The following is a 24571-nucleotide window of genomic DNA, read 5'->3' on the forward strand; positions in this document are numbered from 1 at the left end:
CGCAGCGGCCCGTCGCCGGCACGGCCGGTCGGTCTCCCTGTCCGGGCCGGGTCGGTGGTGCGCCGTGGTCCGTTGAGGTTCCGCTCCGTGCCACGACGTACCGTGACCGATCAGTCGCTGAACGCATGCCGATGACGGGCGGCCGTGAGGGCGGGGACGGGGGCGGGAGGTGACGTGTGAACGCGTCGTCCCCGGTGATCGGAGAGGTTCCGTTCGGGAAAGGTACCGTTCGGGCCGTGGCAGAGACTTCGGACGAGAGCGCGATCCGTCGCGCCGTCGCCTCGGACGTGGGCGCGGTCAGGGCCGTGACCGACGCGGCGTATCACCCCTACATCGCGCGGATCGGCGTCGTGCCGCAGCCCATGGAGGCGGACCACGCGGCGAACGTGGCCGCGGGGCGGGTGTTCGTCGCGGACGGGCCCGGGGGGTCCGTGACGGGGCTCGTGGTGGTGGAGGCGTACGAGGAGTATCTGTACCTCGACAGCATCGCCGTCCACCCCGACGCCCGGGGGACGGGCGTCGGGCGACGGCTGCTGGTGTTCGTGGAGGCATACGCGCGGGAGCTCGGGCTGCCCGAGGTGAGGCTCTTCACGAACGCGATGATGTGGGAGAACCGGAAGATCTACCCGAAGTACGGCTACGAAGTCGTCGAGCGTCGCGTGGACGGCCCGTACGACCGCGTGCACTACCGCAAGCGGCTGGTCTGACGGCTTCCGTTCCTGGGCCCCGCGCCGGGGCGGCTCATTCGTCCGGCCACCACGTGCGGTGGATGTCCTTCCGCACCTCGGGGCGTTCGGCCGGACGCTCGTCCGCCCTGTCCCGCGCACGGCGGGAGTCCGACTTGCTCAGGGGCTTCTGCACGGTCACACGGCGCATGGCTGCCTCCTTGCGTCTACCCGATTCCGTCGTTGTACGGAGGTAGACCCTTTCGGGGAGAGTTCCTCATCGGTCGCGATCTGTCTGTGGCGAGTATCACGATTGACTGTCAGTGGTCGGTGTCACCTGGGCCGCTGAGGGGTTACGGCGGTACGGATCAAAGTCGCGGCGGCGTTCGATCACCGTTGGAAGGAACCACGCAAACCGTGCGCTAATTCCCCGTGTCGGATGCGCGGTCGTCACGGAGCGCGTCCGAGCGGTCACGCGAGGGCATGACCTGTCCGGCGCTCGTGGTGGGTGCGGCCTGGCCGAGCAGGGTCTCGAAGTCGCCCCGGCGGGCCAGGAGCTCCAGGGCGTCGAGGGCTGCGAGCGCGGCGGCCGCGGCCACCGGATCACTGGTCGCGAGGCCACTGGCCGCGAACTCGTCCTCGTCGAGTCGCCGGACGTCCGTACCGTCCGCCGAGCGCCACAGATCCAGGTCGAGGTCCTCGACGACCAGCTCGCCGCCCGAGATGACGGCCGGGCGGGTGATGTCGCAGTACCAGCCCTTGCGCACCCCCCGAGCGTCACGGACCTCCTTCACCGCGTACCAGCGGTCCCGCCAGTAGTGCTCGGTGAGGACATCACCCGGCTCGAACCGTACGAAGCCGAAGTCACGGACGCCGTCGGCCGCCCACGGCGCGCGGACGGTGACCCGGGTGCCGTCGTCGTGGAGCAGCTCGGCCGGGTAACGGATCTTCGTACGGCCGGACTTGACGAGGACGACGTCCAGACGGCGGGGCCCGTCAGCCGAGTTCGCGGACATGACGCACCTCCGTGCCGCAGATCTCGTACCCGAACCACTTGTTGATCGCGATCATCGGCCCGTTGCCGCTGTCGTTGCCGGTGAACGCCTCCGCGAAACCGGCGGCGCGGGCACGGTGCAGGGAGTCGTTCTTGGCGAGCTTGGCGAGGCCGCGACCGCGGAACGCGGCGGCGGTGCCCGTCATCACGGTGCCGTAGCGGGTGCCGCCGTCCGTGCGGGCCGCGCTGAAGGCCGCCGGGCGGCCGTCGACGAGCGCGACCGTGGTCAGTTCGGCACTGAACAGGGGGTGGTGCCAGGTCTCCCGCAGCCAGGCCTGGTAGTCCGTGAACTCGTGCGGGATGTCGCCGGGTTCGTCGGTCGACGTCTCCGCGTCCAGGGCGAACAGCGGGCGCGGGTCGTCGGCGAAGTGCGCCGCCGGACGCAGTTCCACGCCCGGCGGCGGGTCCTGGCGCGGCGGCAGGGTGCCGCCCGCCAGGTCCAGCCGGAGGAAGTGGGCCGAGCGGCTGGGGCGGTAGCCGTGCCGTTCGGCGAACGCACGGTTGTCCGGCTCGTCCAGGACCCAGGAGAGGAGTCTGGTCGCGCCGAGGGCCGCGAGGTGCCGCTCGGCGGCGCGCACCAGGAGCGAGCCCGCGCCCCGGCGCGTACGGCCCGGGTCGACGTACACGTTGAGGTAGCCCTGGCCCGGCTCCACGCTGTCGTACGCGATGCCGACCTGGGCGGTTCCGACCACCTCGCCGTCCAGTTCGGCGACGAGCGGGCGGTAGTGGGCGTCGGGATGCGCGTGGGTGATGTCGTACGCGAGGGAGTGGGGGGTGTGCAGCATGTAGGGGAGCGCCCGGTCGCGGACACGGGCGAAGCCCTCGGTCTGCCGCCGGTCGTCGGGGCGGAGGTCGTCGACGATCACAGTCATGGACTCGCACGCTACGTGCGGGAGGGGCCCGGTCACCTCTCATTTTTCCGCTGCCTCCGCTCCGGTACCTCTCATCAGCCCGCGGGTACGGGACAATCGGCGCGTGACACTGAAGATCCATATCGATGAGGGGGCCGCGCCCTACGAGCAGGTGCGCGCCCAGATCTCCGGGCAGGTCCGTTCCGGGGCGCTCCCGGTCGGCTACAAACTGCCCACGGTACGGGGGCTGGCCGAGGAGCTCGGTCTCGCCGCGAACACGGTCGCCAAGGCGTACCGGGCTCTGGAGGCGGACGGGGTGATCGAGACGCGGGGCCGCAACGGCACGTTCGTGGCCGCCGCCGGTTCGGCGGCCGAGCGCGAGGCCGCGACGGCCGCTCAGGCCTACGCCGAGCGGGTGCGGCGCCTCGCCCTGACCGAGTCCGCCGCGCTCGACGCCGTACGGGATGCCCTGCGGGCGGCTTACGAGGACTGACCCCCGGGCCGGGACAGGTGCCCCCGGGCCGGGTCGGCCCTGCCCGGCACCGTGGGCTCGCCCCGTTTGCGGGATCGTCCGGGCATGGTCGTACGCGGGAATTCGACGCGACGCGGCGCACCGCGCCGGACCCGGCCGGCTGATCCGACGCGAAAGGGCGGACAACCTCTCTCAGGTCAGTACGGGCAGCACGGCCGGCACGGGCAGGGCGTATGTCCCCCGACGCCCCACCCGGGTTTCCCGGGCACCCGCCTTCCGCGGGCAACCGGGTTCCCCCGCCCCGGGACGCCTACAGGTACAGCCCCGCGTCCGCGCCGTCCCGTGGGTCCGGGACCGATGTCGGGGTGGTGCCCCGGCGGAGCGCGTACAGCTCGGCCAGCGTGGCGCCCTCGCGTGAGATGCCCTCCTCCGTGCCGAGCCAGCCGACGGCCTCGGAGCGGGTGAGCGGGCCGACCTCGATCCGGGCGAGACAGCGGCCGGGGCGCACCACGGCGGGGTGGAGGCGCTCCAGGTCCTCGTTCGTGGTGACCCCCACCAGGACATTGCGTCCCTGGCCGAGGAGGCCGTCCGTGAGGTTGAGCAGGCGCGAGAGTGCCTGACCCGCGGTGTGCTTCGCCTCGCCGCGGATCAGTTCGTCGCAGTCCTCCAGCAGGAGCAGCCGCCAGCGGCCCTTGCCCGTGGCGTCCTCCTCGCCGATCGCGATGTCCATCAGATAGCCGACGTCGGAGAAGAGCCGCTCGGGGTCCAGGACGCAGTCCACCTGGCACCAGTCCCGCCAGGAGCGGGCCAGGGTCCGCAGCGCGGACGTCTTGCCGGTGCCGGGCGGGCCGTGCAGCAGCAGGAGCCGGCCCGCGATGTCCTCCGGGGTCGTCTTCATCAGGGTGTCCATGGCGTCGGCGACCGGGCCGGTGTAGTTCGGCCGGACCTCCTCCCACGTGCCCGCGGAGATCTGCCGCGTGGTGCGGTGCGGGCCGCGGCGGGGGGACACGTACCAGAAGCCCATCGTCACGTTCTCGGGCTGGGGTTCGGGTTCGTCCGCCGCGCCGTCCGTCGCCTGGTCGAGGACCTTCTCGGCCAGCTCGGCGCTGGTCGCGGTGACCGTGATGTCCGCGCCCCGGTTCCAGCGGGACACCAGCAGGGTCCAGCCGTCCCCCTCCGCCAGCGTCGCGCTCCGGTCGTCGTCGCGGGCCGAGCGCAGCACACGGGCATTCGGTGGGAGCAGGGTCGCCCCGGACCGTACCCGGTCGATGTTCGCCGCGTGCGAGTGAGGCTGCTCGCCCGTCGCGAAGCGGCCGAGGAACAGCGCGTCGACGACATCCGACGGAGAGTCGCTGTCGTCGACGTTGAGCCGGATCGGCAGTGCGTCGTGTGGGTTGCCAGACATGCCGCCATGATCCGTCACCAAGGGGACCCGCGCACGGGATTTCCGCAGCCTGTTGCCGGTGTTCGCCTGGACGAGGCGCAGTTCAGCCGCCTTCCGGCCGCACGGCCGGCCGTCCGCCGCGGCGCCGCGGGCGCCGCCGCCCCGGAAAATGTGGCAATCCTGTGGGTCCACGAACTCTGTCCGGCTACCGATCCGCGCCGTTACTGTTGCCCATGATGGGACGTCATGGGTGGAATTCGGGGGCACGGCGGTGGCGGCTGACCGCGCTCCTCGGCGTGGGAGTGACCGCTCTGGCCCTGCTGGTGACGCTGCTCAACACCTTGCCGAAGGACGGCGCGAGCACCGCGGGCACGACCCGTGACGGCGACAAGGTGCACGGCACACCTGTCACCCCGCCCGGTACACTGCGGCCGGCGGTGGGCTGGGGCTTCACCCACACCCAGTTCAGCGCCGACGAGGGCAGCGACGCGGCGACCGGGCGTGTCGAGGGGCTGCTGGAGAAGCGGTCGCTGCCGCAGAACCAGCACATCATGGGCTGGGGCGCCGGCAATCCCGAGCCCTCCAGGGGCCGGTACGACTTCACCGAGATGGACCGGCGCATCGACTTCGTCCGCAGGACCGGCGGCACCCCGATCGTCACCCTGTGCTGTTCGCCGGACTGGATGAAGGGCGGCAGGGCGGGCGCGGACCACACGGACTGGAGCCAGGCGTCCCTGGAGACCGCGCCGGACCGCGCCCACTTCAAGGACTTCGCCGCGCTCGCCGCGACCGTCGCCAAGCGCTACCCGGACGTACGCCACTTCATCGTCTGGAACGAGTTCAAGGGCTTCTGGAACAACGCCGAGGGCCGCTGGGACTACGAGGGCTACACGGAGCTCTACAACCTGGTGTACAAGGCGCTGAAGAAGGTCGACAAGGACATCATGGTCGGCGGGCCCTACCTCGTCATGGACAGCTTCGACCCGCGCCAGAAGGAGAACGCGTCCACGACCGTGAAGGGCACCTGGGGCGCCATGGACCAGCGCGTCCTCGACGCGTTCGACTACTGGAACAAGCACAGGGCGGGCGCCGACTTCGTCGTCGTCGACGGCTCCAGCTACACCAAGGACGACGACGCGCTGCCCGACGAGTTCGCGGCCACCGGGAAACTCACGGCCGTCAGCGAGTGGGTGCGGGCGCGGACGCACGGCCTGCCGCTCTGGTGGGCCGAGTACTACGTCGAACCGGCCGACGGCGACGACGACCGCAAGGGCTGGTCCGAGACCCACCGCGTCGCCGTCCAGGCCGCCGGGCTGATCGCCATGGCCCGCGGCGGTGCCACCTCCGGCTTCTACTGGAACCCGGAGGAGGAGAAGGGATCCGGGTGCGCGGGCTGCCTGTGGACGCCGACCGACGGCGCCGCCGGGGGCGCGGCGCTGCCCATGCTCGATCTGCTCTCCCGCTTCGACACGGCGTTCGGACCGGGAGCCAGGTACGAGACGGTGTCCGTCGCCGCCGACGACGTGCCCAATGTGCGCGTCCTCGCCACCGACCAGGCCGTCCTCGTGGTGAACACCCAGGACCGGCCGATCAGCGCGCGCGTCGACGGCCGGAGGTTCACCATGGGGGCGTACGGGGTGAAGTGGCTCACCCGGTGAGCCGCTCCACGCCCCGCGGCCCCGTCACTTCATGGTCAGGAACCGCTGCACCAGTGCGGCCAGCAACACCGCCAGCAGCGGCAGCGAGAACCAGAAACCGCTCTGCAGCCACCGCAGTTGCCGCACGCCCGGCCGCACCGCGACCCGGACGATCTCCCGCGCGGTCAGCATCACGATGAGCGCCACGGCCGCCAGGGCGCCGACGACCGACCACGGCGTCCAGGTCACCTGCGGACCGATCGGCCCCGGATCGGCCTTCGGGACGTTCCCCCCGGGCTGCTCGCGCAGCGTGTACACCGTCGCGTCGCCGTTGACGAGGACCTTCCTGAGGTCCCGCCGGTCGTCGAGGCTGCGGAGGAGCCGTGCCGGCCAGGCCGCCGGATAGCCGACGTCCATCTGGAGGTAGACCACCTGACTGCGGTTGACCATGAGGTACGAGTTCGGGCCCGCGTCCTTCAGGGACTTGACCAGACCCGACACCAGGACCGGATCGGTCGGCGCGAGCGTGGGCACGTACCGCACCTTCTCCATGTCCTTCGCGCCCCACGGCATCGCGGGCGTCACGTTGTTCACGGTGTCGTTGCTCAGCCACAGCAGCCGAACGGTCGGGTCGTCGTGCGCGTACACGTACGTCATGGCCGCGACCTCGCCCGGCCTGATCCGCTCGAACGACTCGTTGCCCCAGCGGGCCACCAGGAAGCCGCCCATCAGGAGCAGGCCCGCCATGAGGGCGGCGAGCGGGGCGAGGCGGCCCCGGTCCTTCTCCCGCTCCTTCGCGGTGACGCCGGTGCGCGGGAACAGGGCGAGACCGGCGAGCAGCGCCGCGCCCGGAAGGGCGAACATGAAGACGCGCAGCGCCATTTCGCCGCCGTACGACTGCATGCCGAAGCCGAGGAACGGCACGGAGGCGAGGACCAGCAGCGACCGCTCGCGGTACTTGTGGGCGCGCCGCCGCCACCAGCCCCAGCAGGCGAGGGCCAGCACACCGCCGGCCAGCAGCACGCGCGCGTACAGGACGAGTTTGTGGGTCGAACTGCCGCCCTGGATACGGCCGGAGACGGACGTCGACACGTTGCTGCCGACCCCGCCGACCCCGCCGAACAGTTCGTTGAAGTGCCCGGACCAGTACGGCTCGGCCATGAAGCCGATCCAGACGGAGACCAGCACCGCGAACAGGATGGGCAGGCCGCGCAGTTCGCAGCGGCCGACGAGGACGAGGACCGTGAGGACGCCCAGCATCACGAACGGGGTGAGCTGATGGGCGGGGACGCTCGCCGCGAACAGGCCGATCAGCACCATGAGCAGTACGGCCCGCCGGTGCCGGTCGGCGGGCTCGACCTCCGCCTCGCCCGGCCGTGCCTTCGTCCACAGCACGCGCGGTGCCCGGAACCACACCAGGAGGACCGCCACGAAGGCGAGGTAGAGCAGATAGGTGAAGCCCTGCGGGGAGAAGTAGTCCTGGCCGACCCAGCCGCTCAGGACGAAGACCCAGATGCCGGTCCACTTGGCGCGCCAGCTCGCCCGCAGCGAGCGAACCAGCAGGAACAGCGGTGCCAGGTAAAGGAGTTGCATGGTCAGCGGCCACCAGCGGATCACCTCGGTGAGGTCGCCGACACCGCAGGCCCTGGCGACGAACGCGGCCGCCGCGAAGAAGCCGGGCCAGCTCCAGCGCGCGTCGAGGTCCGGCACGGCCGTTCCGGTCCGGTCGATGTAGTCGAGGAACCCGAGGTGCTGCCAGGCCGTCGCGAACCGCGGTTCGGTCTCGATCACCGCGGGCAGCGCGTGCAGCGAGACCATGGTGGCGAGCAGGGCGACGAGCAGCAGTCCTCTGTGCTCGCCGTTCAACCGCAGCAGCGCGGCGAAGACCACGATCAGCAGCGCGGCGCCGACGAGGGTGGGCGGCGGCAGGACGGAGACGAGACCGAGGCCGCCCATCCTGCCGAGGGAGGTGTCGTCGAGACCCAGTACCGGGACCCAGTAGAGGAGCAGTGCGGAGATCAGGAGGACGCCGAGGAGCACACCGGGTACGGAGGGGTGCCGCAGGCGGTCGCGGAGGGACGGCTTGGAGTCGTCCGGCGGCCGGGGGTCGTCCGGGGCCGGGAGCGCGGTTCCCCGCGCCGGTGCGGAGGCGCTGTCCGTGCCCCCGGTCTCGAAGGAGGACGGCGGTTCGGAGGCGGGCGTGTCGACGACGGGCGTTGCGAAGGGGGCGTCCGCCTCCGGGACTTCCGCGGGACCGAGGGACGCCTCCGAACCCGGTTCCCGCGACTCGACCGGCAGCCCCAGGACCGGCGTCGGCAGCTGCCGCGGACGCAGCGCCCAGGTCGGACGGCGATCGGGGCGCGCCGCGGGTGTCCCGCCGGGCGGTGTGCCCGGCCCCGGCCGTACGTCAGGGCGGCGCTCCTGGTGGTCGAAGTCGACGTGGATGCCGAGGGCGAGGGTGTCGGAGTCGAGGGCCCAGGCGGGCCCGCGCTTCGGCTCGCCCGGCTCGGCCGCGGGCACGTCGCGCGCGCCGAGGTCGGCGAGGTCCCCGTCCGGAGCCGCGCCCGGCGGCAGTTCGGCGGGCGGCGCGTGCCGCACGATCTTGAAGAGTCTGGGTGCCGCGATCGACACGATCACCGCGAGGCTGGAGATCTCCGCGACACCCGCGCCCGTCAGCCCCATCCGGGGCAGCAGGACCACCGTCAGGCCGAGCACGAGGACGCACAACAGGCCCTGCAGATAGGCGAGCCCGGAGGTGCGGCTCTGCGCGCGCAGTACCGCGAAGTAGGTCTCCATGACGACCCGCAGCAGCGCGCCGGCCGCGAACCAGCGCAGCAACGGGGTCGCCGCCTGCGCGTATCCCTCGCCGAAGACGCGCAGGATGAGCGGCGCGCCGAGGAAGAGCAGTCCGCACACCGGCAGCATGATCCGGGCCATCCGCTTGAGCGCGGCCCGGGTGTTCATCGCGAGCCGCGCCGGGTCGTGCGATCCCTCGACGGTCAGTGAGGCGCCCATGTTGATGGCGAGCAGGTTGACCGTGCCGCCGATCGTGGTGGTGATGTAGAAGTACGCGTTGTCGGAGGAGCTGACCTGCGAGGCGACGATCACCGGGACGAGGTAGACCACGGCGAGCGAGAAGAGCGAGCCGGTGTAGTCGCCCGCGAGGAAGCGGCCGATCTCCCTGACGGAGGGCGGCTCGGCACGGTCCTCGGTCGCCTTGACGTGCCGGGGCACCAGGCGCCGGAAGACCAGCAGTCCGAGCGGCACGACCGACAGGGCGATCGCGGCGACCCAGGAGACGAAGACACCGCTGGTGGGGATCGCGGCGGCCAGGGTGATGAGCAGGACCAGCTTGACCGCGGAGAACACCGTGTTGCCCACCGGCACCCACAGCGCGCTGCGCAGCCCGGTCAGCACACCGTCCTGGAGCGTCAGCAGCGACCAGGCGACGACCGCGAGGACGAACCCGAGGCCGGTGAGCGGTCCGTGCAGGAAGCGGTACGAGGGACCCCAGAGGTTCAGGGTGAGCAGGAAGAGGCCGGCGGCCAGTGACACGACGACCGAACTGCCCGCGTAGGTGCGGAGGATGAGGCGTCCCGTGGAGCGTCCGGCGACCGGTATGAAGCGGGCCAGGGCACCCGTCAGCGTCACCGCGGTCACACCCGCGAGGAGCTTCATCGCGGCGATGGCAGCGGATCCCTGGCCGACCGCCGAGTCGGAGTAGTAGCGGGCGGCGATCAGCCAGTACCCGAGCCCGAGCACCGCGGAGATACCGGTGTTGAGCATCAGGGCGTAGGCGTTGCGGAACAGCTGGTTGCCGCCGCCGCCCTCGCGGCCCCGGCCGGGCAGACGGAACCGGCGCCCCGGCGGCTGCTCGGACGCTTCGGTCGCGGGCGAGGATGCCTGTGCTGTGGTCGTCGTGTCAGACACGGGAACGGATGGCCTTCCGGCGGACCTGTCGTGCTCTTCGGACCATGGCGTACCCCTTGGTCAGGGCGCGGTCCCGGGCGAAATTGCGGGCGATCGCGCGGCCCTCGACGAGCCGCTCGAACTCCTCGACATCGGTGCTGCGGCGCACGGTGACGCGCTCCAGGGCGTACGGGCCCTGCCGCCGGCGCGCCAGGGCGTTGCCGACGGCGAGGGACTGGGCGAAGCCCGCCTCCCGCACCGCGCGGCGCACCCGGCGGCTGGAGTATCCGTAGGGGTACGCGAACGAACCGGGCCGGGCGCCCAGTTCGTCGGCGACGATCTCCCGGCAGCGCCGCACCTCGAACCGGAGCGCGTCGTCGTCGATCTGGTCCAGCTGCGGGTGGGTGTGGCTGTGGCCGCCGATCTCGACCTGCTCGGCGGCGAGTTCACGTACCTGGTCCCAGCTCAGCATCGTGTCGAGGCCGCCCCCGGTGTCGTACGGCCCGCGCAGCCAGCCCGTCGAGACGAACAGGGTGGAGGCGAAGCCGTGTTCGGCGAGCACGGGCAGCGCGTGCCGGTGCACGCCCTCGTATCCGTCGTCGAAGGTGATCAGGACGGGCCGGGCGGGCAGGGCCGCGCCACGGCGCCACCCGGCCGCCAGCTCCGCCGTGCCGACCGGGGTGAATCCCCGGTCCCCGAGGAGTGCCATCTGCTCGGCGAACGCCTCGGGCGCGACGGACAGGGCACGCGTCGCGTCGTTGGGCGCGGCGGCGACCGAGTGGTACATGAGGATGGGTACGGGGGAGTCGCTCACCGGGCGCCGCCTTCCGCGCGGGCGCGCGCCCGCCCCGTTCCGCCGTGGCGCCCCGTGCCGGACACGGGTCCTGTTCTCATGCCGCCGCCTCCTCGGGCCGCGGACCGTCCCCGATCTCCACCACCGAGAACACCGCCCCACCCCTGCGGGCCCGGAGGCTGCCGAGCACGTAGCCGCCGGCCGCGGTGAGGACCCCGGCGACGATGGCGCCGGCGCGGCCCGCGCCACCCGGGCGGGCCAGTACCGCGTCGCGCACGCCACGCACGACTCCGGCGGGCAGGACGCGGGTGGTGTACCGGCGCTCGGACTCCAGGCCCTTCGCGGCGCCGACGCTGCGGGCCACCAGTGCCTTGGACAGGCCTTCGGCGTAGGTGCGGGTGCGGAAGTACGCGAAGTGCTCACGCACCCGTGGCACCCGGTGGTGGATCACCGCGCGGTCGTCGATCAGCAGGATCGCGTCCGGCCTGGCGCGGGTGAGACGGATGCACAGTTCCGTCTCCTCGCAGCCCAGCGGACGCTTGTCGCCGTCGCGCCCGATGCCGGTCGCGAAGCCGCCCGCCGCGTCGAACGCGGTGCGGCGGAAAGAAGCGTTTCCGCCGAGGACGTTGCGGACCTGGACCCTGCCCTCGGGCAGGCCCTTGTACGTGCAGCCCACCACCCAGTCGAACTCCTCGGGGAACCAGGACGGGCGGCGGCCCGACGCCCAGACGGGCATCGTGCGGCCGCCGACGGCCATGACCCGCGGGTCCGCGTACCCCGCGGCGAAGTGCCGCAGCCAGTCCCGCTCGGCCACGGCGTCGTCGTCGAGGAACGCGATGATCGCGCCGCCCGCGGCGGCGATCCCGGTGTTGCGGCCGGCGGACAGACCGCGCGGGCCCGCGTTGGCGAGCACCCGGACCGTCTCGGTCTCCTCGTACTCCCTACTCAGCCGTTCCAGCAGCGTGGGGTTGTGGTCCACGACGAGGAGCGTCTCCAGGGCGGGCCGTGACTGCGCCCGTACCGAGGAGACCGCCGCGAGGATGTCCTCCCAGCGGTCCTCGGTGTAGACGCAGACCACCACGGAGATGTCGGGACCGCTCAAGACACCTCTCCCTGGCGCGAGTCGAGCTGGGACGCGTGCGGCCGGCGGCGCAGCGCGCGCCGGTTGGAGCGCTCCTTGAGGATGACCTTGAGGACCCGCAGTCCGTCCCGCACCGCGCGCAGGTTGCTCGCGCCGTGGATTCGGAGGTACTCGTGGCTGGGAATCTCCTGCACCTTGAGACCCGCCTTGACCACCCGGATGTTCATCAGGGTCTCGACCTCGAAACCGGTGCAGTCGAGGTCGATCTCGTCCAGGCAGTGCCGCCAGAACGCGTTGTAGCCGTAGCAGAGATCGGTGTAGCGGGCGCCGAACTTGGCGTTGACGACCGCGCACAGGACCCTGTTGCCGAGCTTGCGGACGGGTGTCATGTCGGACGTGCCGCCGCCGTTGGCGAACCGCGAGCCCTTGGCGAAGTCCGCCCCGGACACCAGCGCGGACACATAGGACACGATCTCGTGGCCGTCGGCCGAGCCGTCCGCGTCGACCATGACGATGATGTCGCCGGTGCACGCCTCGAACCCGGTGATCAGCGCGTCGCCCTTGCCCTTGCCGCGCTGCTCGACGACCTTGACGTCGGGCCACAGTTCGCGGGCCACCCGGACGGTGTCGTCGGTGGAATTGCCGTCCACAAGAACCACTTCGTGGATCCAGCCGGGAAGTGTCTTGAAGACATGGGGGAGATTCTCCGCCTCGTTCATCGCGGGAATCACCACACTCACCGGTGGCGCAATGGCCAGGTGAGAGGAGATCGGCCGGTATTTGCCGACCGCTGACGGATCATCGCCCGAAATGGCTGGGCGCAGGACTGAGCTCATGAGTCTGGTCCCTCTCGTCCGGTGGACCGCCCGCCCCTGGGCGGTCCGGCTCTTTGTCCGGTTCGAAAGGGGGGTTCTCACTTGCGGCATGACGGAGCGGATCTCCGTGCGTGCCGGGTGAGCTGGCAAAGCTTGCCGGCTTTCGGACATACGGAAGCCGGTCGCGCGGCACGGCTCGGCACGAGTGTGGTCACCGAGCACGGCACCCCCCTACCGCGCTCCGCGCCGGGCGTCCTGCGCGATCTTGAGCCCTCCCCTAGATCGCATACGCATGACGGTCCGATGCGGTGAGATGTATGACGATATTGACGATTGTGTCTCTATGGCAAGGCCTGGAACGTGACCTCACGTTTTTGTTGGTTTGGCCGTTACCTAACGAATCGAACGGATTTTCCCCATCCGTTTGAGAATTCTGTCGGCGGGCTCGAAGAACTCCGGCCGCGACAGCACCATGTTGCGCAGCGCCCGGACCGGAGCGCGCCGCGCCCGGTGTCCGACCGCGACCGGGTGACGCCGGGTCACCCACCCCTCGGAAACGGAGAGTTCCCGCGTCTTGAGGGAGTCCTTGTATTCCTTCTGGCCCCGCCCGAGATCCAGATAGGCAATTCCGTCGGCCGCCGCCGCCTCGGCCATCCGCAAATGCATGATCAGCCCCGGCGAGTACTTCGCGAACGCCGGATCATAGGCGGGGAACCAGCAGGCGAGGACGCGCTCGGTACGCAGGCCGAAGTGTGCGGCGACCGGCTTCCCGCCGGCGTACAGCACGGACAGGATGCCCGCGAACGACTCGGAGCGGGTGTGGAAGAGCTGTAGCGCCAGATGGTTGATCCAGGCGTGCGCGAAGCGGTCGCTGCGCCCGGTTCTTCGGTACTGCGCGGACTTCCAGTCCATCAGGGTGCGCAGGACGGCGGGGTCGCGCTCGTCGTGGACGTAGCGCACCTCGCCGGCGTCCCGGCCGAGCCTGCGCTCCTTGGCGAGCGTGGTACGGGTGAACTTCGGCGAGCGGGCGCGCAGTTGGCGCAGATACGTTTCGTAGCCCTGGTCGACGTCCATGACCGGTGACGCGAAGGAGCCGGAGGCGCCCGTCTCGAACGGTCGCTGGCCCTCCACCAGATGGTCGAACTCCCATACGGCGAGCCCGCACTCCCGCAGCAGGTCCTGGGCGTCCCAGGTGAAGCCGGGGCGGTGCACCAGGCCCTGGCAGTCGGAGACGCCGAGGCCGACGGCCCGTCCCACGCCCGTGGTGGATCTCTGGAACGGGAAGAAGGCCGCGGGTTCGCCGTCCTCGCGGGCCACCGCGATCCGCACGCCCCGTCGGCAGCGTCCCACCGCGAGAGTGAACTCGGGTGACAGGAAGGGATTCGCCAGCTCCGGCGAGCCGTTCAGATGGGCCTTCGACTGCAAAGCCGTCCAGGCCGCCCGGTCGGCGGTGCTCAGTTCGCCGGGGCGGTACACGCGTATGTCCACTTCAGGAGGTCCGTCTTCTCGCGGCACGGCCGCGCAGCCGCCCCACCGTCACCAGCAGGAGAACGAGGGAGCTGATCGCGGCCACTGCCGCGATCCCGCCGGGGACCGACCAGCGGTGCACCGCCAGCATTCCCTGGGCGACGAGGAGATCGACGGCGATCGCCCCCGCGACGGACACCACCGTGCGGGCGAAGGGATCCAGCCCGCGCAGCGCGGCTCCGATCGCGGCCGCGGGCGCGGCGAGCAGGAAGAACAGCGTGAACGGGGCGCGCAGCGCGGAGTCCACGTCGGCGAGCGCGAGTACCGCGCCCACTCCCGCGACGGCCACCGCCGCGCCCGAGAGCAAAGGGATCAGGTCCCTGCCCGGATCCTGCCCCGACCGGGCGTCGCTGTCTGATGAAGGTGACTTGATGCCTAAGGTCTGCATTGGCGACTTTGCCCCCCGAAGCGCCGGATGCCGGGCTTCAATGTCGCGCAGCGGGCTGGCGGACGTCAAGACGCGGTTCGTCCGAGGTGGGCTTCTTGGGCGATTTCAAACCTTGGGCGGCGTTGTTCCGCAGGTGTTCTCCGAAGGTGTCGGCCGGCCCGTACGAACTGTGCCGGGAATGCCGCGAGTTGGTTGCGGACAGGAAGATGCAATCACGAAGCCGCCGGTGAGCGCGGTGCCGCGGTCCCGGCCCTCGCGGAAATCTTTGGCATGGACACTTCCTGTCAACACGCGTAGCTGCTACCAAAGTTGTGGCAGAGATCCTGCTAAAGGGAGGTTCCATGAGACGTTCCCGAATTACGGCATACGTGGCCTCACTCCTCCTCGCCGTCGGCGGTGCCCTCACCGGGGCAGCGGCGGCGCAGGCGTCCCCCACCGCGGCCGTCACCGGTTATGTGGCCCTCGGCGACTCCTACTCCTCGGGGGTCGGCGCCGACAGTTACATCAGCTCCAGCGGCGACTGCCTGCGCAGCACGAAGTCGTACCCCTACCTCTGGGCCGCCGCCCATTCACCCTCGTCGTTCGCGTTCACGGCCTGCTCGGGCGCTCGTACGGGTGACGTCCTCGCCAACCAGCTCGCCCCGCTCAACTCCTCCACCGGTCTCGTCTCGATCAGCATCGGCGGCAACGACGCCGGATTCGCCGACGTCATGACCACCTGCGTACTCCAGTCGGACAGCGGCTGTCTGTCCCGGATCGCCACCGCCAAGGCGTACGTCGACTCGACGCTCCCCGGTCAACTCGACACCGTCTACTCCACGATCAGCGCCAAAGCACCCGCCGCGCACGTGGTGGTGCTCGGCTACCCCCGGTTCTACAAGCTGGGCGCGACCTGCCTCGGCCTCTCCGACACCAAGCGCGCCGCGATCAACGGCGCCGCCGACTACCTGGACAGCGCCATCGCCAAGCGCGCCGCCGACCACGGCTTCACCTTCGGCGACGTCAGGACCACCTTCACCGGCCACGAGCTCTGCTCCGGCAGTGCGTGGCTGCACAGTCTCAACCTGCTGAACATCACCGAGTCGTACCACCCGACCGCGGCCGGCCACTCCGGCGGCTATCTGCCGGTCTTCACCGGCGCGGCCTGACAGGCCCTACGGCGATGCGGAAGCGGAGGCCCCGTCCGACGGGGTCTCCGTCACGCACGTGACCGTGAACGGCACCGACTCGGACGTCGTGTGCACCGGGCTGCGGACCTCCACCCCGATCGCGTTCCGGTACGTGCCGCTCGTGTCGTACGTCGTGACGACGACCGACCTCCGCGCGGTCCTGTCGTCACCCGCCGAGAACGACAGGGTCTTCCAGCCCGGGTCGGAAACCTCGCCGGACTCCGTCACCCAGCGGTACTCGACCCGCGCCGGCACCCGGCCCACCGTGAACGTCGCGGTGAAGACGGGTGCCTGGGCCTCCGGCGGCGGACAGGCCCCGGAGTAGTCGGTGTGCGCACCCGCCACCGTCACCCGCACCGACTGCGCGGGCGGCGTGCTCGTCCGCTCGCCGGGCGACGAGGTGGCCGGGGAGGCGCCGCCGGACGCCGGGTCACCGCTCGTGCTGCTTTTCGACGGCGAACTCCCGCCGCCCGCGCCCTTGTCGGTGCTGCCGCCGGTTCCCTTGCCGCTGGAACTGGTCGTGCCGTCCCCGCCGCCGTCGTGGTTCATGAGGGCGTACGTCAGTCCGCCCAGGGCCAGGGCGAGCGCGGCCACCCCCGCGATCACGGCGACGGCCGCCCGGCGGTTGCGCACGGGCTCCGTCGAGGTCGGGCCGTCGGGGACGGGCGGGAACGGCGGACGGCCCGGCGCCGGGCCCTGCGGACGGGCGGTGTTGTGGTCCGAGCGGGGCGGACCCTGCGCGGGCAGCGGGAAGGCGGCGACGGTCGGCGTTTGGGAACTCGCCGCCGGGGTGCCCGCGGTCGGTGAGCCGCCCGCGCCGATGATCCGCAGGTCGCTCTCCGCCTGCGCGGCGCTCGTCCGCTCGGCCGGGTCCTTCCGCAGCAGCCCCTCGATCACGGGGGTCAGCGGTCCCGCCCGGCGGGTCGGCGGCAGCGGCTCGTCGACGATGGCGCGCAGCGTGTTGAGGGGGGTGTTGTACCGGAACGGCGAGTTGCCCTCGACCGCCGCGTACAGCAGCACCCCGAGTGACCACAGGTCCGACTCCGGTCCCGGCGTACGGCCGAGCGCCCGCTCCGGAGCGAGGAACTCGGGTGAGCCGATGACCTCGCCCGTCATGGTCAGCGCCGAACTGCCCTCGACCGTCGCGATGCCGAAGTCCGTGAGCACCACCCGGTCGTCGTTCGACAGCAGGACGTTCGCCGGTTTCACGTCGCGGTGCAGGACCCCCGCCTCGTGCGCGGCCCGCAGCGCGGAGAGGACTTCGGCCCCGATGTGCGCGGCGCGCCGCGGGGAGAGCGGCCCCTCCGCGTCCAGGAGGTCGGAGAGGGAGATCCCGCGAATGAGTTCCATGACGATCCAGGGGCGGCCGTCCTGTGTCGCCACGTCGTACACCGTCACCACGTTGCGGTTCGGCACCCGGGCCGCGGCCCAGGCCTCGCGCTCCAGGCGCGCGTACATCCGCTCGACCTCGGAACCCATGAGCCCGGCGGGCGCGCGGACCTCCTTGACCGCGACCTCACGGTGCAGCAGCTCGTCGCGGGCACGCCACACGGTCCCCATACCGCCCTGGCCCAAAGGGGAGAGAAGTCGATAGCGGTCCGCGATCACACGTTCACCGGCAGGCTCTTCGGACACGGGTGTCCCCCCATTCGTATCCGTCGCGCATGTGCGTGATTTCTCCACAAAAGTAGCTCAACCGAGTGCGGATGCCGCCCCCTTGAACACCAATCCGGCCCCGATGGCTACGACGACGAACGCCGAACCCAGCGGCGCCGTCCTGCGGATCAGGCTCGCGGCCGCCCCCTCGGCCCACCGCGGACGCTTCGCCAGCGCCCGGTTGACCCCGCCGCCGAGCTTGACGACGGCGAACCCGGCCGCGGTCAGGGTCAGGGCCAGCCCGACGCCGTACGCGAGCACGAGGAGCAGGCCGAACCACGCCTGTCCCAGAGCCGCGGCGCCGACCAGGACGACGACGGCGGACGGACTGGGCACGAGCCCGCCGGCGAAGCCCAGCAGGATCGTGCCGCGGAGTGTGGGCGCGACGGCGTGGGTGTGGGTGAAGCCGCCGTGGGTGTGTTCGAGGGCGGGGGAGGCGGAACGGCTGACCGGGTGCGGGTGCGGGTGCGGGTGCGGGTGGCGGTGGTCGTGGTCGTGGTCGTGCTGATCGGGGTGGTGCGGGTGCTCGTGCGGAGCACTGTGCGGGTGGTGCGCGCCGTCCTGCACCGGCGCGGCGGCGGACGCGTGGGCGTGCGCGAGGACCAGCGGGCGCTCGTGCGCCTCGGTGTGCTCGTGACGGGGGCCGGCGTGGTCGTGCCGGGGGCGGTGCGGGTGCTCGCGACCGTGTTCGTGGTCGAGGCGGTGAGCATGGCTGTGGTCGTGGTCGTGGTCGTGGTCGTGGTCGTGACCATGGCCGTGCTCGTGGTCATGCGCGTGCTCGTGTGTGCGGCCTCGGCCGGGCAGGAGGCTGTGTCCGGGTGCCCTGCCGCGCCACGCGCGCCGTACGAGCGTGACACCGGCGCACGTGACCAGCACGCCGCTCGCGATGCCCAGCCACGCGATCACGGAGGGCGCGGCGGCGGAGCCGGCCGTCACCAGGAGGCCGAGGGCGACGACACCCAGGGTGTGGGTGACCGTGACCGAGGCGGCCAGCGGCAGCACGTCGCGCAGGCCCGCCCGGCCGCCCCGGGCCGCCGCCGTCGCGGCCATCAGGGTCTTGCCGTGGCCCGGCGCGAGCGCGTGCATCGCGCCCAGGCCGACCGAGACGACCAGGGCCAGCGAGGCGAAGCCGAGGGTGAGGTCGTGCCGGGCGACCAGGTTGTCCAGGGCCCTTGTCCACCGGTCCGCGCCGCGCGGGAGTACGGAGGCGCCGGGCGCGGCCGTCCGTTCCGCGGTCAGGGCGGGGCCGCCGGGGCGTATCCGCAGGGAGGCGGTCGCGGTGTCGGCGGGGGAGGAGAGCAGCGCCTTGGGGTAGCTGGTCAGCTCGCGGGACACCGACTTCCTCGGTACGTCCGACGCGGTGAGCGTCATCCGGTCGCCGCGCGCGGTGATCTCCCGCCAGCCCGGTCCCCGGTCGGTTCCCGCGCCGTGGAAGGTCAGCGACACCGTGGCCGCCTCGGGGAGCGCGGCCGTCAGCCGGCACTCGACACGCAGGGTGTCGAGGCCGGCCTGGCCGGGGCGCGACCACGCCTGGCCGGCGGCGACGGTGAGCGGGACCGTCCGCCCGTCGACCTGGGCCCTGCTGCCGTGCGCCGCCGTCTCGCAGCGCTGCCGGGCCCAGTCCGTCATACCGAGCTTCTCGATGTCGGGCTTCGCCTGGGTGGCCGGGATCTCCGCGAGGTCCTCGACGTGGTCGACGCGCAGTTCTCCGGGGGCGGCGACGAGTCCGTCGTACCGGTTCACGGTGAAGTTGCCCAGGGGATGCGCGCTCGCGGCCCCGCCGGGCACCAGGACGAGGGCGCAGGCGGCGGTGAGCACGGCCGCGCACGAGGCGAACAGCCGACGCGGCGTCACTTGTCGTCCCCCAGCGCCTTGCGGGCCGCGCGGGCGCCCAGGGGGGAGAAGCCCGCGTTCAGGTCGAGGGCCGCCTTCAGCGAGGCGCGGGCCTCCTTCCCGTGACCGGTGGCACGCTCGATCATGCCGCGGTGGTAGAGGAAGGACGCGTTGCGGTATCCGGTGGCCGTCGCCCTGCGGGCGTACGGAAGGGCCTCCGCGTCGCGGCCGTTGACGTGCAGTGCCCAGGCCAGCGCGTCCGCCGTGTGCACGGTGTGACGGCGGGCCCACTCGTCGCGGGCCGCTTTGAGCGCGGCCCCGCGGTCACCGTGGTCGGCGGCGGCGAGGGCGGTGTCGAGGTCGGCGTCGACGCCGTAGGAGTGGGCGAGCGCGATCCACGCGTCCACCAGCGCGTACTGGTCGTGGGCCTTCCGCGCGTCGCCCGGATTGCCGCGCCCCTCGTACAGCTCGCCGAGCTCCACGAGGGGCTGGGGCAGCGGATAGCGCTCGACCACCTGTTCCATGCCCTTGATCGCCGCCGCGTCGTCGCCCCGGGCGGCCTGGGCGCGGGCACGGCCCTCCAACGCCGGGAGATAGGTGTCGTCGGCGGCCAGTGCCCGCGCGTAATAGGTGAGGGAGTCCGTGTACTGGCCCTGGTTCCAGGCGAGTTGCCCGAGCGCGCCGGCGACGTACGCGATGTCGCCCCGGCTGGTCGCCGTGCCGAGTGCCTGTTCGAGGACCCGGCGGGCCGTCTTCACGTCGCCGCGCAGCTCGTGCACATAGGCGTACCGCGTGAAGACGGGGACGCCCGGCCGGCGCGAGTCGGCCAGGTCGGCGGCCTTCGACGCCTCGGTGTAGCGGCCGAGTTCGACCAGCGCGTCGATACGGGAGGACAGCGCGCGCTCGCTGTACGGGTTCTCCTTCAGCACCGTGTCCGCGTAGGTGAGGGCGCCGGTGAAGTCGTGCCGTGCCGCGGCGAGGGCGGCCCGTCCCGCGAGCGCCGACTCGTTGCCGGGGCGCAGCTTCAGGGAGCGGTCCAGCGCCTGCTGCGCCTGGGGGTAACGGGAGGGGTCACCCTTGGTGCGGGCCTGCTCCACGTACGCCAGTCCGAGTGTCGCCCACCCGCCGAAGTCCTTCGGCTGGGCCCGGAGATGGGCCTGGAGCGCGGTGATGCTCGTGTCCAGGTCGCCACCGGCGAGGAGCCGCGGGGAGACGGCGCTCGACGCGGCGGCGACGGTGGAGCCCGAACCGTTCCTGACGGCCCCGAGGACCACGGCCCCCGCGGTGAGCGCGACGGCCAGCGAAGCCGCGCAGGCGACGAGTTGCACGGTCCGCCAACGGCGCGCCGCCGCGGACACCCGCCGGACGGCGGCGACGCGCCCATCCCCCGAACCGTCCGGATCGCCAGCCGCGCCGACCCGTTCGCCAACCGCGCCGACCCGTTCGCTATCGGTGCCGGCCCGTCCGTTGTCCGTCCCGGCCCGTGCGTCCTCCGTGCCGGCCTGGTCGTCGCCCACGCGGGCCTCGTCGCCCGCCGTGTCCTCGGCCGCCTCGTCGCTCATCGTGCCGGCCGCCCCCTCGACCGGCGTGCCGGCCGCGGTGCGGACGTCGTCGTCGGCTGTCGTGTCCTCGGACGCCGAGGTGTCGTGCGTACGAGCCGTCCGGTCGGCGGCAGCTGCCCGCGCCCGCGCCGCGGACCGCGCGGGCGAATCCTTCGCCGCGCTGATCGGCGGAGCCGGATCGGGCTCCGTCGTGGCGACCGACCGCTCGCCGGGTTCGCCCTCCGGCGTGCTCTCGTTCGTACGCGGGGACATGCCGACTCCTCGAGGTCCTAGGGGGAACGAACGTTTTGTGGGGGGTTTGTGTGTGTGGGGGGAGAGAGGGCGGCGCGGCCCGCGCCGTGGGGGATGGGGGGTACGGGCCGCGCCAGTCGGTGGACCGGACCGGTCAGTAGGCCCGGTACATGCGCCGCCGCCACCACATCACGCCGGCGCCGATCAGCAGGACCCCGGCCACGCCCGCCGCCGCGGAACCCGCGATCAGCATGGTGTCCGTGCCGCCCGAACCGGACTGGAGCGCGTCACCCAGCTGGTTGCGGACGTTGTTGCCGCTGCCCTTGGCCAGCGCACCGCGCGAACCCGAGGTCGGCTCGGCCAGGTACGGGAAGGACTTCTCGAACTTCTTGTCGTTCTTGTCGACCGCGTCGGTCAGACCGGTCTTCTGACCGAGGAGTTCACCCTCGACGACCCGCAGGGAGGCGTCGATCACGTCGTCGGAGAGCCGACGCCCGTTCGGGAAGCCCGCGTTGTCGCCGTCGAGCACACCGAGCCGCTTGGGGTGCATGCTCGGCTTGATGGAGGTGTTGAGGCGCAGCTCCTCCGAAGGACGCACGTGCGGCGGCTGGTTGAGGCCCTTCACGCCCTTCAGGAACACGTCGACCAGGTCGTTGCGCGGCTCGGCCGGTGCCTTGATCTTGTAGATCCCCTCGATGAGCTTGGGCAGCTCCGGGTTGGTCACGTTCTTCAGGAACTGGGCGTCGTTCCAGGGCGCGGACGCGTTGAACTTGTCCTTGTCCTTCTGGGGGTTGACGACCTCGTTGACCAGCGGGCTGCCCAGCCGCGAGACCTGCGTCCAGTCGCCGCGGGCGTCCGCGCGCTGGACCGTGGACCAGATGCCGACGATCGGCTGCCCGGCGGACTCCCGGATCATGTCGTTGGGGACCTGTAGGGCTATCGAGTTGACGTTGTAGCCCTTGAGGGTGTCCCGCCCGACCTCGGACAGGTTGCCGCCGTACAGCAGGTCGAAGACCCGCAGATCCAGGAAGAACGGGTCGTCCGCCTGGCCGGCGAACGTGGTCGAGTCGCCCGCGAGCTTGTACACCGCCTGGTTGCGCAGTTTGGTGTAGTCGGGCATCGACGCCTTGCCGACGTTCGACGGCGCGACCGGGATGTCGTCCGCGACCTTGGTCTTGGACACCAGCTTCTGGTTGCGCAGCCGCAGCAGATCGATGTCGTACGTCTGCGTGATGTTCAGGTCGGGGTCGTCCAGGCTGCTGACCGGCCCCGTGTTGTAGAGGAAGGTGTCGCCGTTCTTCCGGTGCGTCTTGAAGGTGTACCGGTAGATCAACTCACCTTGGGCGTCACCGTTGTTGTCGATGTGGATGTCGTACTGGGCGTCGTCGGCGAAGGTGTAGAAGTTCGGTCCGCCGGCCGGTTCCTCGAAGGGGATGAAGTTCGCGATGAGCGTCGTCGTGTCCGGCTTGTCCGGACTCACGAAGGCGTACACGTCGGTGTTGTCGTACTGGGGGGTCCCCGAGATCAGCGGGGCCTCCCGGTGGCTGGAGGCGGAGGCCGCCCCCGGTTCCAGCACGGTCACGCCGGCGGCCGCGAGCCCACCGGCGGCCAGCGCACCACAGATGAGAGTCACGAGACTCCTGCGTCCCACGCCACTCCTGGAGATAGGTGTCATGCCGTCCGTCCTCAGATCCCAATTGCCTGACGCACGCCATTCGGAGCGGTCGCCGCGGTGGATTGGTCGAATCCCAAACGTTCTTACGGCGGGTTCCGCGACTCGTCTCAGCGGACGGCTCGCTTTCTTTTCGCGGCTCTTTCGCGGCCGACCCGTTTTTTCGGACCGCTGATCCGTAACCCATCCGAAGGACCGCTCGCTGCGAACACGTAGGTGAAGGAACGGGCCGTGCGCGGCCGGAGAGGGGGGAACGAGTGGAGGCGGACGAACTCCTGGTGCTCGTGGCCGGAGGCGACCAGAAGGCATTCGAGGAGCTGTACGGGATCGTGTCCGGACCCGTGTTCGGGCTGGTGCGCAGGGTGGTGCGGGACGCCGCCCAGTCGGAGGAGGTGTCCCAGGAGGTGCTGCTCGAACTCTGGCGCTCTGCCGCCCGGTTCGACCCCGGCCGGGGCAGTGCGCTGTCCTGGATCCTCACCCTCGCGCACCGGCGGGCCGTCGACCGGGTCCGCAGCGCCCGCGCGGCCACCGAGCGCGAGCAGCGCGAGGGGCAGCGGGCCCACCACCCGGCCTTCGACCAGGTCGCCGAGGAGGTGGAGGCCGGGCTCGAACGTGAATGGGTACGACGCTGTCTGGACCGGCTCACCGCCCTCCAGCGGCAGTCGGTCACCCTCGCCTACTACGACGGCTACACCTATCGTGAGGTCGCCGAACGGCTCGCCCTGCCGCTCGGCACGGTCAAGACGCGCATGCGTGACGGCCTGACGCGGCTGCGCAACTGCCTGGGGGGTGCCGTATGAGCGGGGCGCGGCTCGCCCGGAGCCACGACGACGCGACCCGGCGGCACGGCCCCGGCGGCGCGCACCCCCGCGACCGCGCCGACCGGTTCGACGCCACCCGCCCCCGACGGCTGCACGCGGGTCCCCGGCACTCCTTCCGGCATCCCCCCACCGGTACTCACCTCCTCCGTACCCGCGTTCTGGACCTGCCCAGCAGCGCCCGGCATCTTCTGGGAGGCGTCGCATGAGCGTCCTCGACCGTTTGTTGCGCCGCGATCTGCACTCGCTGGCGGCGCCCTACGCCCTCGACGCGCTGGAGCCCGACGAGCGCCGCCGCTTCGAGCGGCACCTGCGCGGCTGCGCACGCTGCGAGGCCGAGGTGCGGGCGCTGGGCGAGGACGCGGTGCGGCTCGCCTGGTCCACCGCCGCGCCGGCCCCGGCCGCGCTGCGTGAACGGGTCCTGACCGCCGTGCGGACGACCCCGCAGGAAGCGGCGTCGCAGGTCGGCGCACCGCGCCCGCGGGCGGCGCACGGACCGTCACGTGCGCGGGCCCCGCGCTTCCGTCCACTGTTCGCCCCGTTCGCCACCGCGACCGCCGCTGCGGCTCTCGTCGTCGCCTCCCTGTTCGCCGTACAGGCGACCCGGACCCAGGACGAGCTGGACCAGGAGCGGGCCCAGGCACGTGAGATCGCCCACGTTCTGGCAGCGCCCGACGCCCGGGCGTCGGGTCAACGGGACGCGCGGGGCCGCGGGATCGGTGTCGTCGCCTCCGCGTCGGAAGGGCGCGCCGTCGTGACACTGAGCGGACTGGGTACCCCGTCAGGGGGGCGCGTGCACCAACTGTGGCTCATGCGCCCCCATGCGCGACCGCGCTCCCTCGGGCTCTTCGCGGGCGACACGCCCTTGATGGCCACCGGACTGAACACCCAGGCCACGTCACTCGCTGTGACCGTCGAGCCGCACGGCGGCTCGGTGCAGCCCACAACCGCGCCAGTTGTCCAACTCACCCTGAAATCGGTTGGATTCGGAGAGTAATCGTCAACACCCTTACGGGGAAGGTGAATCCTGTGACCGCGATACACGAGTGCCATG

20 protein-coding genes and 1 pseudogene are annotated in these 24571 nt (G+C 71.7%); 7 read left to right on the forward strand and 14 right to left on the reverse strand.

The annotated features are described in order from the left end of the window. The first annotated feature begins 236 nt into the window (after positions 1-236). Positions 237-707, forward strand: coding sequence for a GNAT family N-acetyltransferase (locus GFH48_RS31175; protein ID WP_153291431.1), 471 nt, complete (start codon positions 237-239; stop codon positions 705-707). Positions 708-741: 34 nt separating this feature from the next. Here GFH48_RS31175 and GFH48_RS39805 read toward each other — a convergent pair whose 3' ends face one another. The 3 genes and pseudogenes from GFH48_RS39805 to GFH48_RS31185 all read right to left on the reverse strand — a co-directional run bounded on the left by GFH48_RS39805 (position 742) and on the right by GFH48_RS31185 (position 2591). Next, the gene (locus tag GFH48_RS39805; protein ID WP_265590181.1) at positions 742-876 is read right to left on the reverse strand and encodes a hypothetical protein; all 135 of its coding nucleotides are present in this window, start codon (positions 874-876) and stop codon (positions 742-744) included. A 310-nt stretch (positions 877-1186) separates the two neighbouring features. Next, positions 1187-1681: pseudogene (locus tag GFH48_RS31180) on the reverse strand (DUF402 domain-containing protein); the annotation flags it as partial. After that, positions 1662-2591, reverse strand: a complete 930-nt coding sequence (locus GFH48_RS31185; protein ID WP_153291433.1) for a GNAT family N-acetyltransferase — start codon at positions 2589-2591, stop codon at positions 1662-1664. The gene GFH48_RS31185 and the pseudogene GFH48_RS31180, both read right to left, overlap by 20 nt. 103 nt (positions 2592-2694) lie before the next feature. Here GFH48_RS31185 and GFH48_RS31190 point away from each other — a divergent pair, with 103 nt between their 5' ends. Beyond that, positions 2695-3063 (forward strand): GntR family transcriptional regulator, encoded by a 369-nt coding sequence (locus GFH48_RS31190; RefSeq protein WP_194280727.1) that lies wholly within the window; start codon positions 2695-2697, stop codon positions 3061-3063. A gap of 289 nt (positions 3064-3352) precedes the next feature. Here GFH48_RS31190 and GFH48_RS31195 read toward each other — a convergent pair whose 3' ends face one another. Then, complete coding sequence (locus GFH48_RS31195; RefSeq protein ID WP_153291435.1) at positions 3353-4447, reverse strand: DUF5925 domain-containing protein; 1095 nt, start codon at positions 4445-4447, stop codon at positions 3353-3355. Between the two features lie 215 nt (positions 4448-4662). On the opposite strand from GFH48_RS31195, the gene GFH48_RS31200 reads away from it, so the two are divergent. After that, positions 4663-6084, forward strand: a complete 1422-nt coding sequence (locus GFH48_RS31200) for a GH39 family glycosyl hydrolase (RefSeq protein WP_153291436.1) — start codon at positions 4663-4665, stop codon at positions 6082-6084. Positions 6085-6108: 24 nt separating this feature from the next. Here GFH48_RS31200 and GFH48_RS31205 read toward each other — a convergent pair whose 3' ends face one another. From GFH48_RS31205 to GFH48_RS31230, 6 genes are all read right to left on the reverse strand, one after another. Then, the gene (locus GFH48_RS31205; protein ID WP_153291437.1) at positions 6109-9993 is read right to left on the reverse strand and encodes a lipopolysaccharide biosynthesis protein; all 3885 of its coding nucleotides are present in this window, start codon (positions 9991-9993) and stop codon (positions 6109-6111) included. Further along, the gene (locus tag GFH48_RS31210; RefSeq protein ID WP_153293201.1) at positions 9986-10759 is read right to left on the reverse strand and encodes a polysaccharide deacetylase family protein; all 774 of its coding nucleotides are present in this window, start codon (positions 10757-10759) and stop codon (positions 9986-9988) included. The genes GFH48_RS31205 and GFH48_RS31210 overlap by 8 nt, the downstream gene beginning before the upstream one ends. 103 nt (positions 10760-10862) lie before the next feature. Continuing rightward, on the reverse strand, positions 10863-11867 hold the full coding sequence (locus tag GFH48_RS31215) for a glycosyltransferase family 2 protein (RefSeq protein ID WP_153291438.1): 1005 nt from the start codon (positions 11865-11867) through the stop codon (positions 10863-10865). Next, on the reverse strand, positions 11864-12682 hold the full coding sequence (locus GFH48_RS31220) for a glycosyltransferase family 2 protein (RefSeq protein ID WP_153291439.1): 819 nt from the start codon (positions 12680-12682) through the stop codon (positions 11864-11866). Before GFH48_RS31220 ends, GFH48_RS31215 begins: the two co-directional genes overlap by 4 nt. 372 nt (positions 12683-13054) lie before the next feature. After that, positions 13055-14149 (reverse strand): GNAT family N-acetyltransferase, encoded by a 1095-nt coding sequence (locus tag GFH48_RS31225; RefSeq protein WP_153291440.1) that lies wholly within the window; start codon positions 14147-14149, stop codon positions 13055-13057. A 1-nt stretch (position 14150) separates the two neighbouring features. After that, positions 14151-14576, reverse strand: coding sequence for a hypothetical protein (locus GFH48_RS31230; protein ID WP_153291441.1), 426 nt, complete (start codon positions 14574-14576; stop codon positions 14151-14153). Positions 14577-14917: 341 nt separating this feature from the next. On the opposite strand from GFH48_RS31230, the gene GFH48_RS31235 reads away from it, so the two are divergent. Further along, a complete protein-coding gene (locus GFH48_RS31235; protein WP_153291442.1) occupies positions 14918-15724 on the forward strand; it encodes an SGNH/GDSL hydrolase family protein in 807 nt (268 codons plus the stop codon). Positions 15725-15730: 6 nt separating this feature from the next. Here GFH48_RS31235 and GFH48_RS31240 read toward each other — a convergent pair whose 3' ends face one another. From GFH48_RS31240 to GFH48_RS31255, 4 genes are all read right to left on the reverse strand, one after another. Beyond that, the gene (locus GFH48_RS31240) at positions 15731-17380 is read right to left on the reverse strand and encodes a serine/threonine-protein kinase (RefSeq protein WP_153291443.1); all 1650 of its coding nucleotides are present in this window, start codon (positions 17378-17380) and stop codon (positions 15731-15733) included. A gap of 57 nt (positions 17381-17437) precedes the next feature. Further along, positions 17438-19255, reverse strand: coding sequence for an urease accessory protein UreH domain-containing protein (locus GFH48_RS31245; protein ID WP_153291444.1), 1818 nt, complete (start codon positions 19253-19255; stop codon positions 17438-17440). Continuing rightward, positions 19252-21048, reverse strand: coding sequence for a tetratricopeptide repeat protein (locus tag GFH48_RS31250; RefSeq protein WP_153291445.1), 1797 nt, complete (start codon positions 21046-21048; stop codon positions 19252-19254). The genes GFH48_RS31245 and GFH48_RS31250 overlap by 4 nt, the downstream gene beginning before the upstream one ends. A 133-nt stretch (positions 21049-21181) precedes the next feature. After that, positions 21182-22702 (reverse strand): DUF4331 domain-containing protein, encoded by a 1521-nt coding sequence (locus tag GFH48_RS31255; protein ID WP_153291446.1) that lies wholly within the window; start codon positions 22700-22702, stop codon positions 21182-21184. Between the two features lie 254 nt (positions 22703-22956). On the opposite strand from GFH48_RS31255, the gene GFH48_RS31260 reads away from it, so the two are divergent. From GFH48_RS31260 to GFH48_RS31270, 3 genes are read left to right on the forward strand one after another with little or no spacing between them, the layout of a single operon-like run. After that, positions 22957-23499: a sigma-70 family RNA polymerase sigma factor gene (locus GFH48_RS31260; RefSeq protein WP_153291447.1), complete on the forward strand. Its 543-nt coding sequence runs from the start codon at positions 22957-22959 to the stop codon at positions 23497-23499. Continuing rightward, positions 23496-23726 carry a hypothetical protein gene (locus tag GFH48_RS31265; protein ID WP_153291448.1) on the forward strand — a complete coding sequence of 77 codons (231 nt, stop codon included), beginning with the start codon at positions 23496-23498 and terminating at the stop codon, positions 23724-23726. The genes GFH48_RS31260 and GFH48_RS31265 overlap by 4 nt, the downstream gene beginning before the upstream one ends. Then, entirely contained in the window at positions 23723-24514 is a 792-nt protein-coding gene (locus GFH48_RS31270; protein WP_153291449.1) for an anti-sigma factor, read from the forward strand. Before GFH48_RS31265 ends, GFH48_RS31270 begins: the two co-directional genes overlap by 4 nt. Positions 24515-24571 lie beyond the last annotated feature (57 nt).

It is taken from the genome of Streptomyces fagopyri, assembly GCF_009498275.1.
GTDB classification, from domain to species: domain Bacteria; phylum Actinomycetota; class Actinomycetes; order Streptomycetales; family Streptomycetaceae; genus Streptomyces; species Streptomyces fagopyri.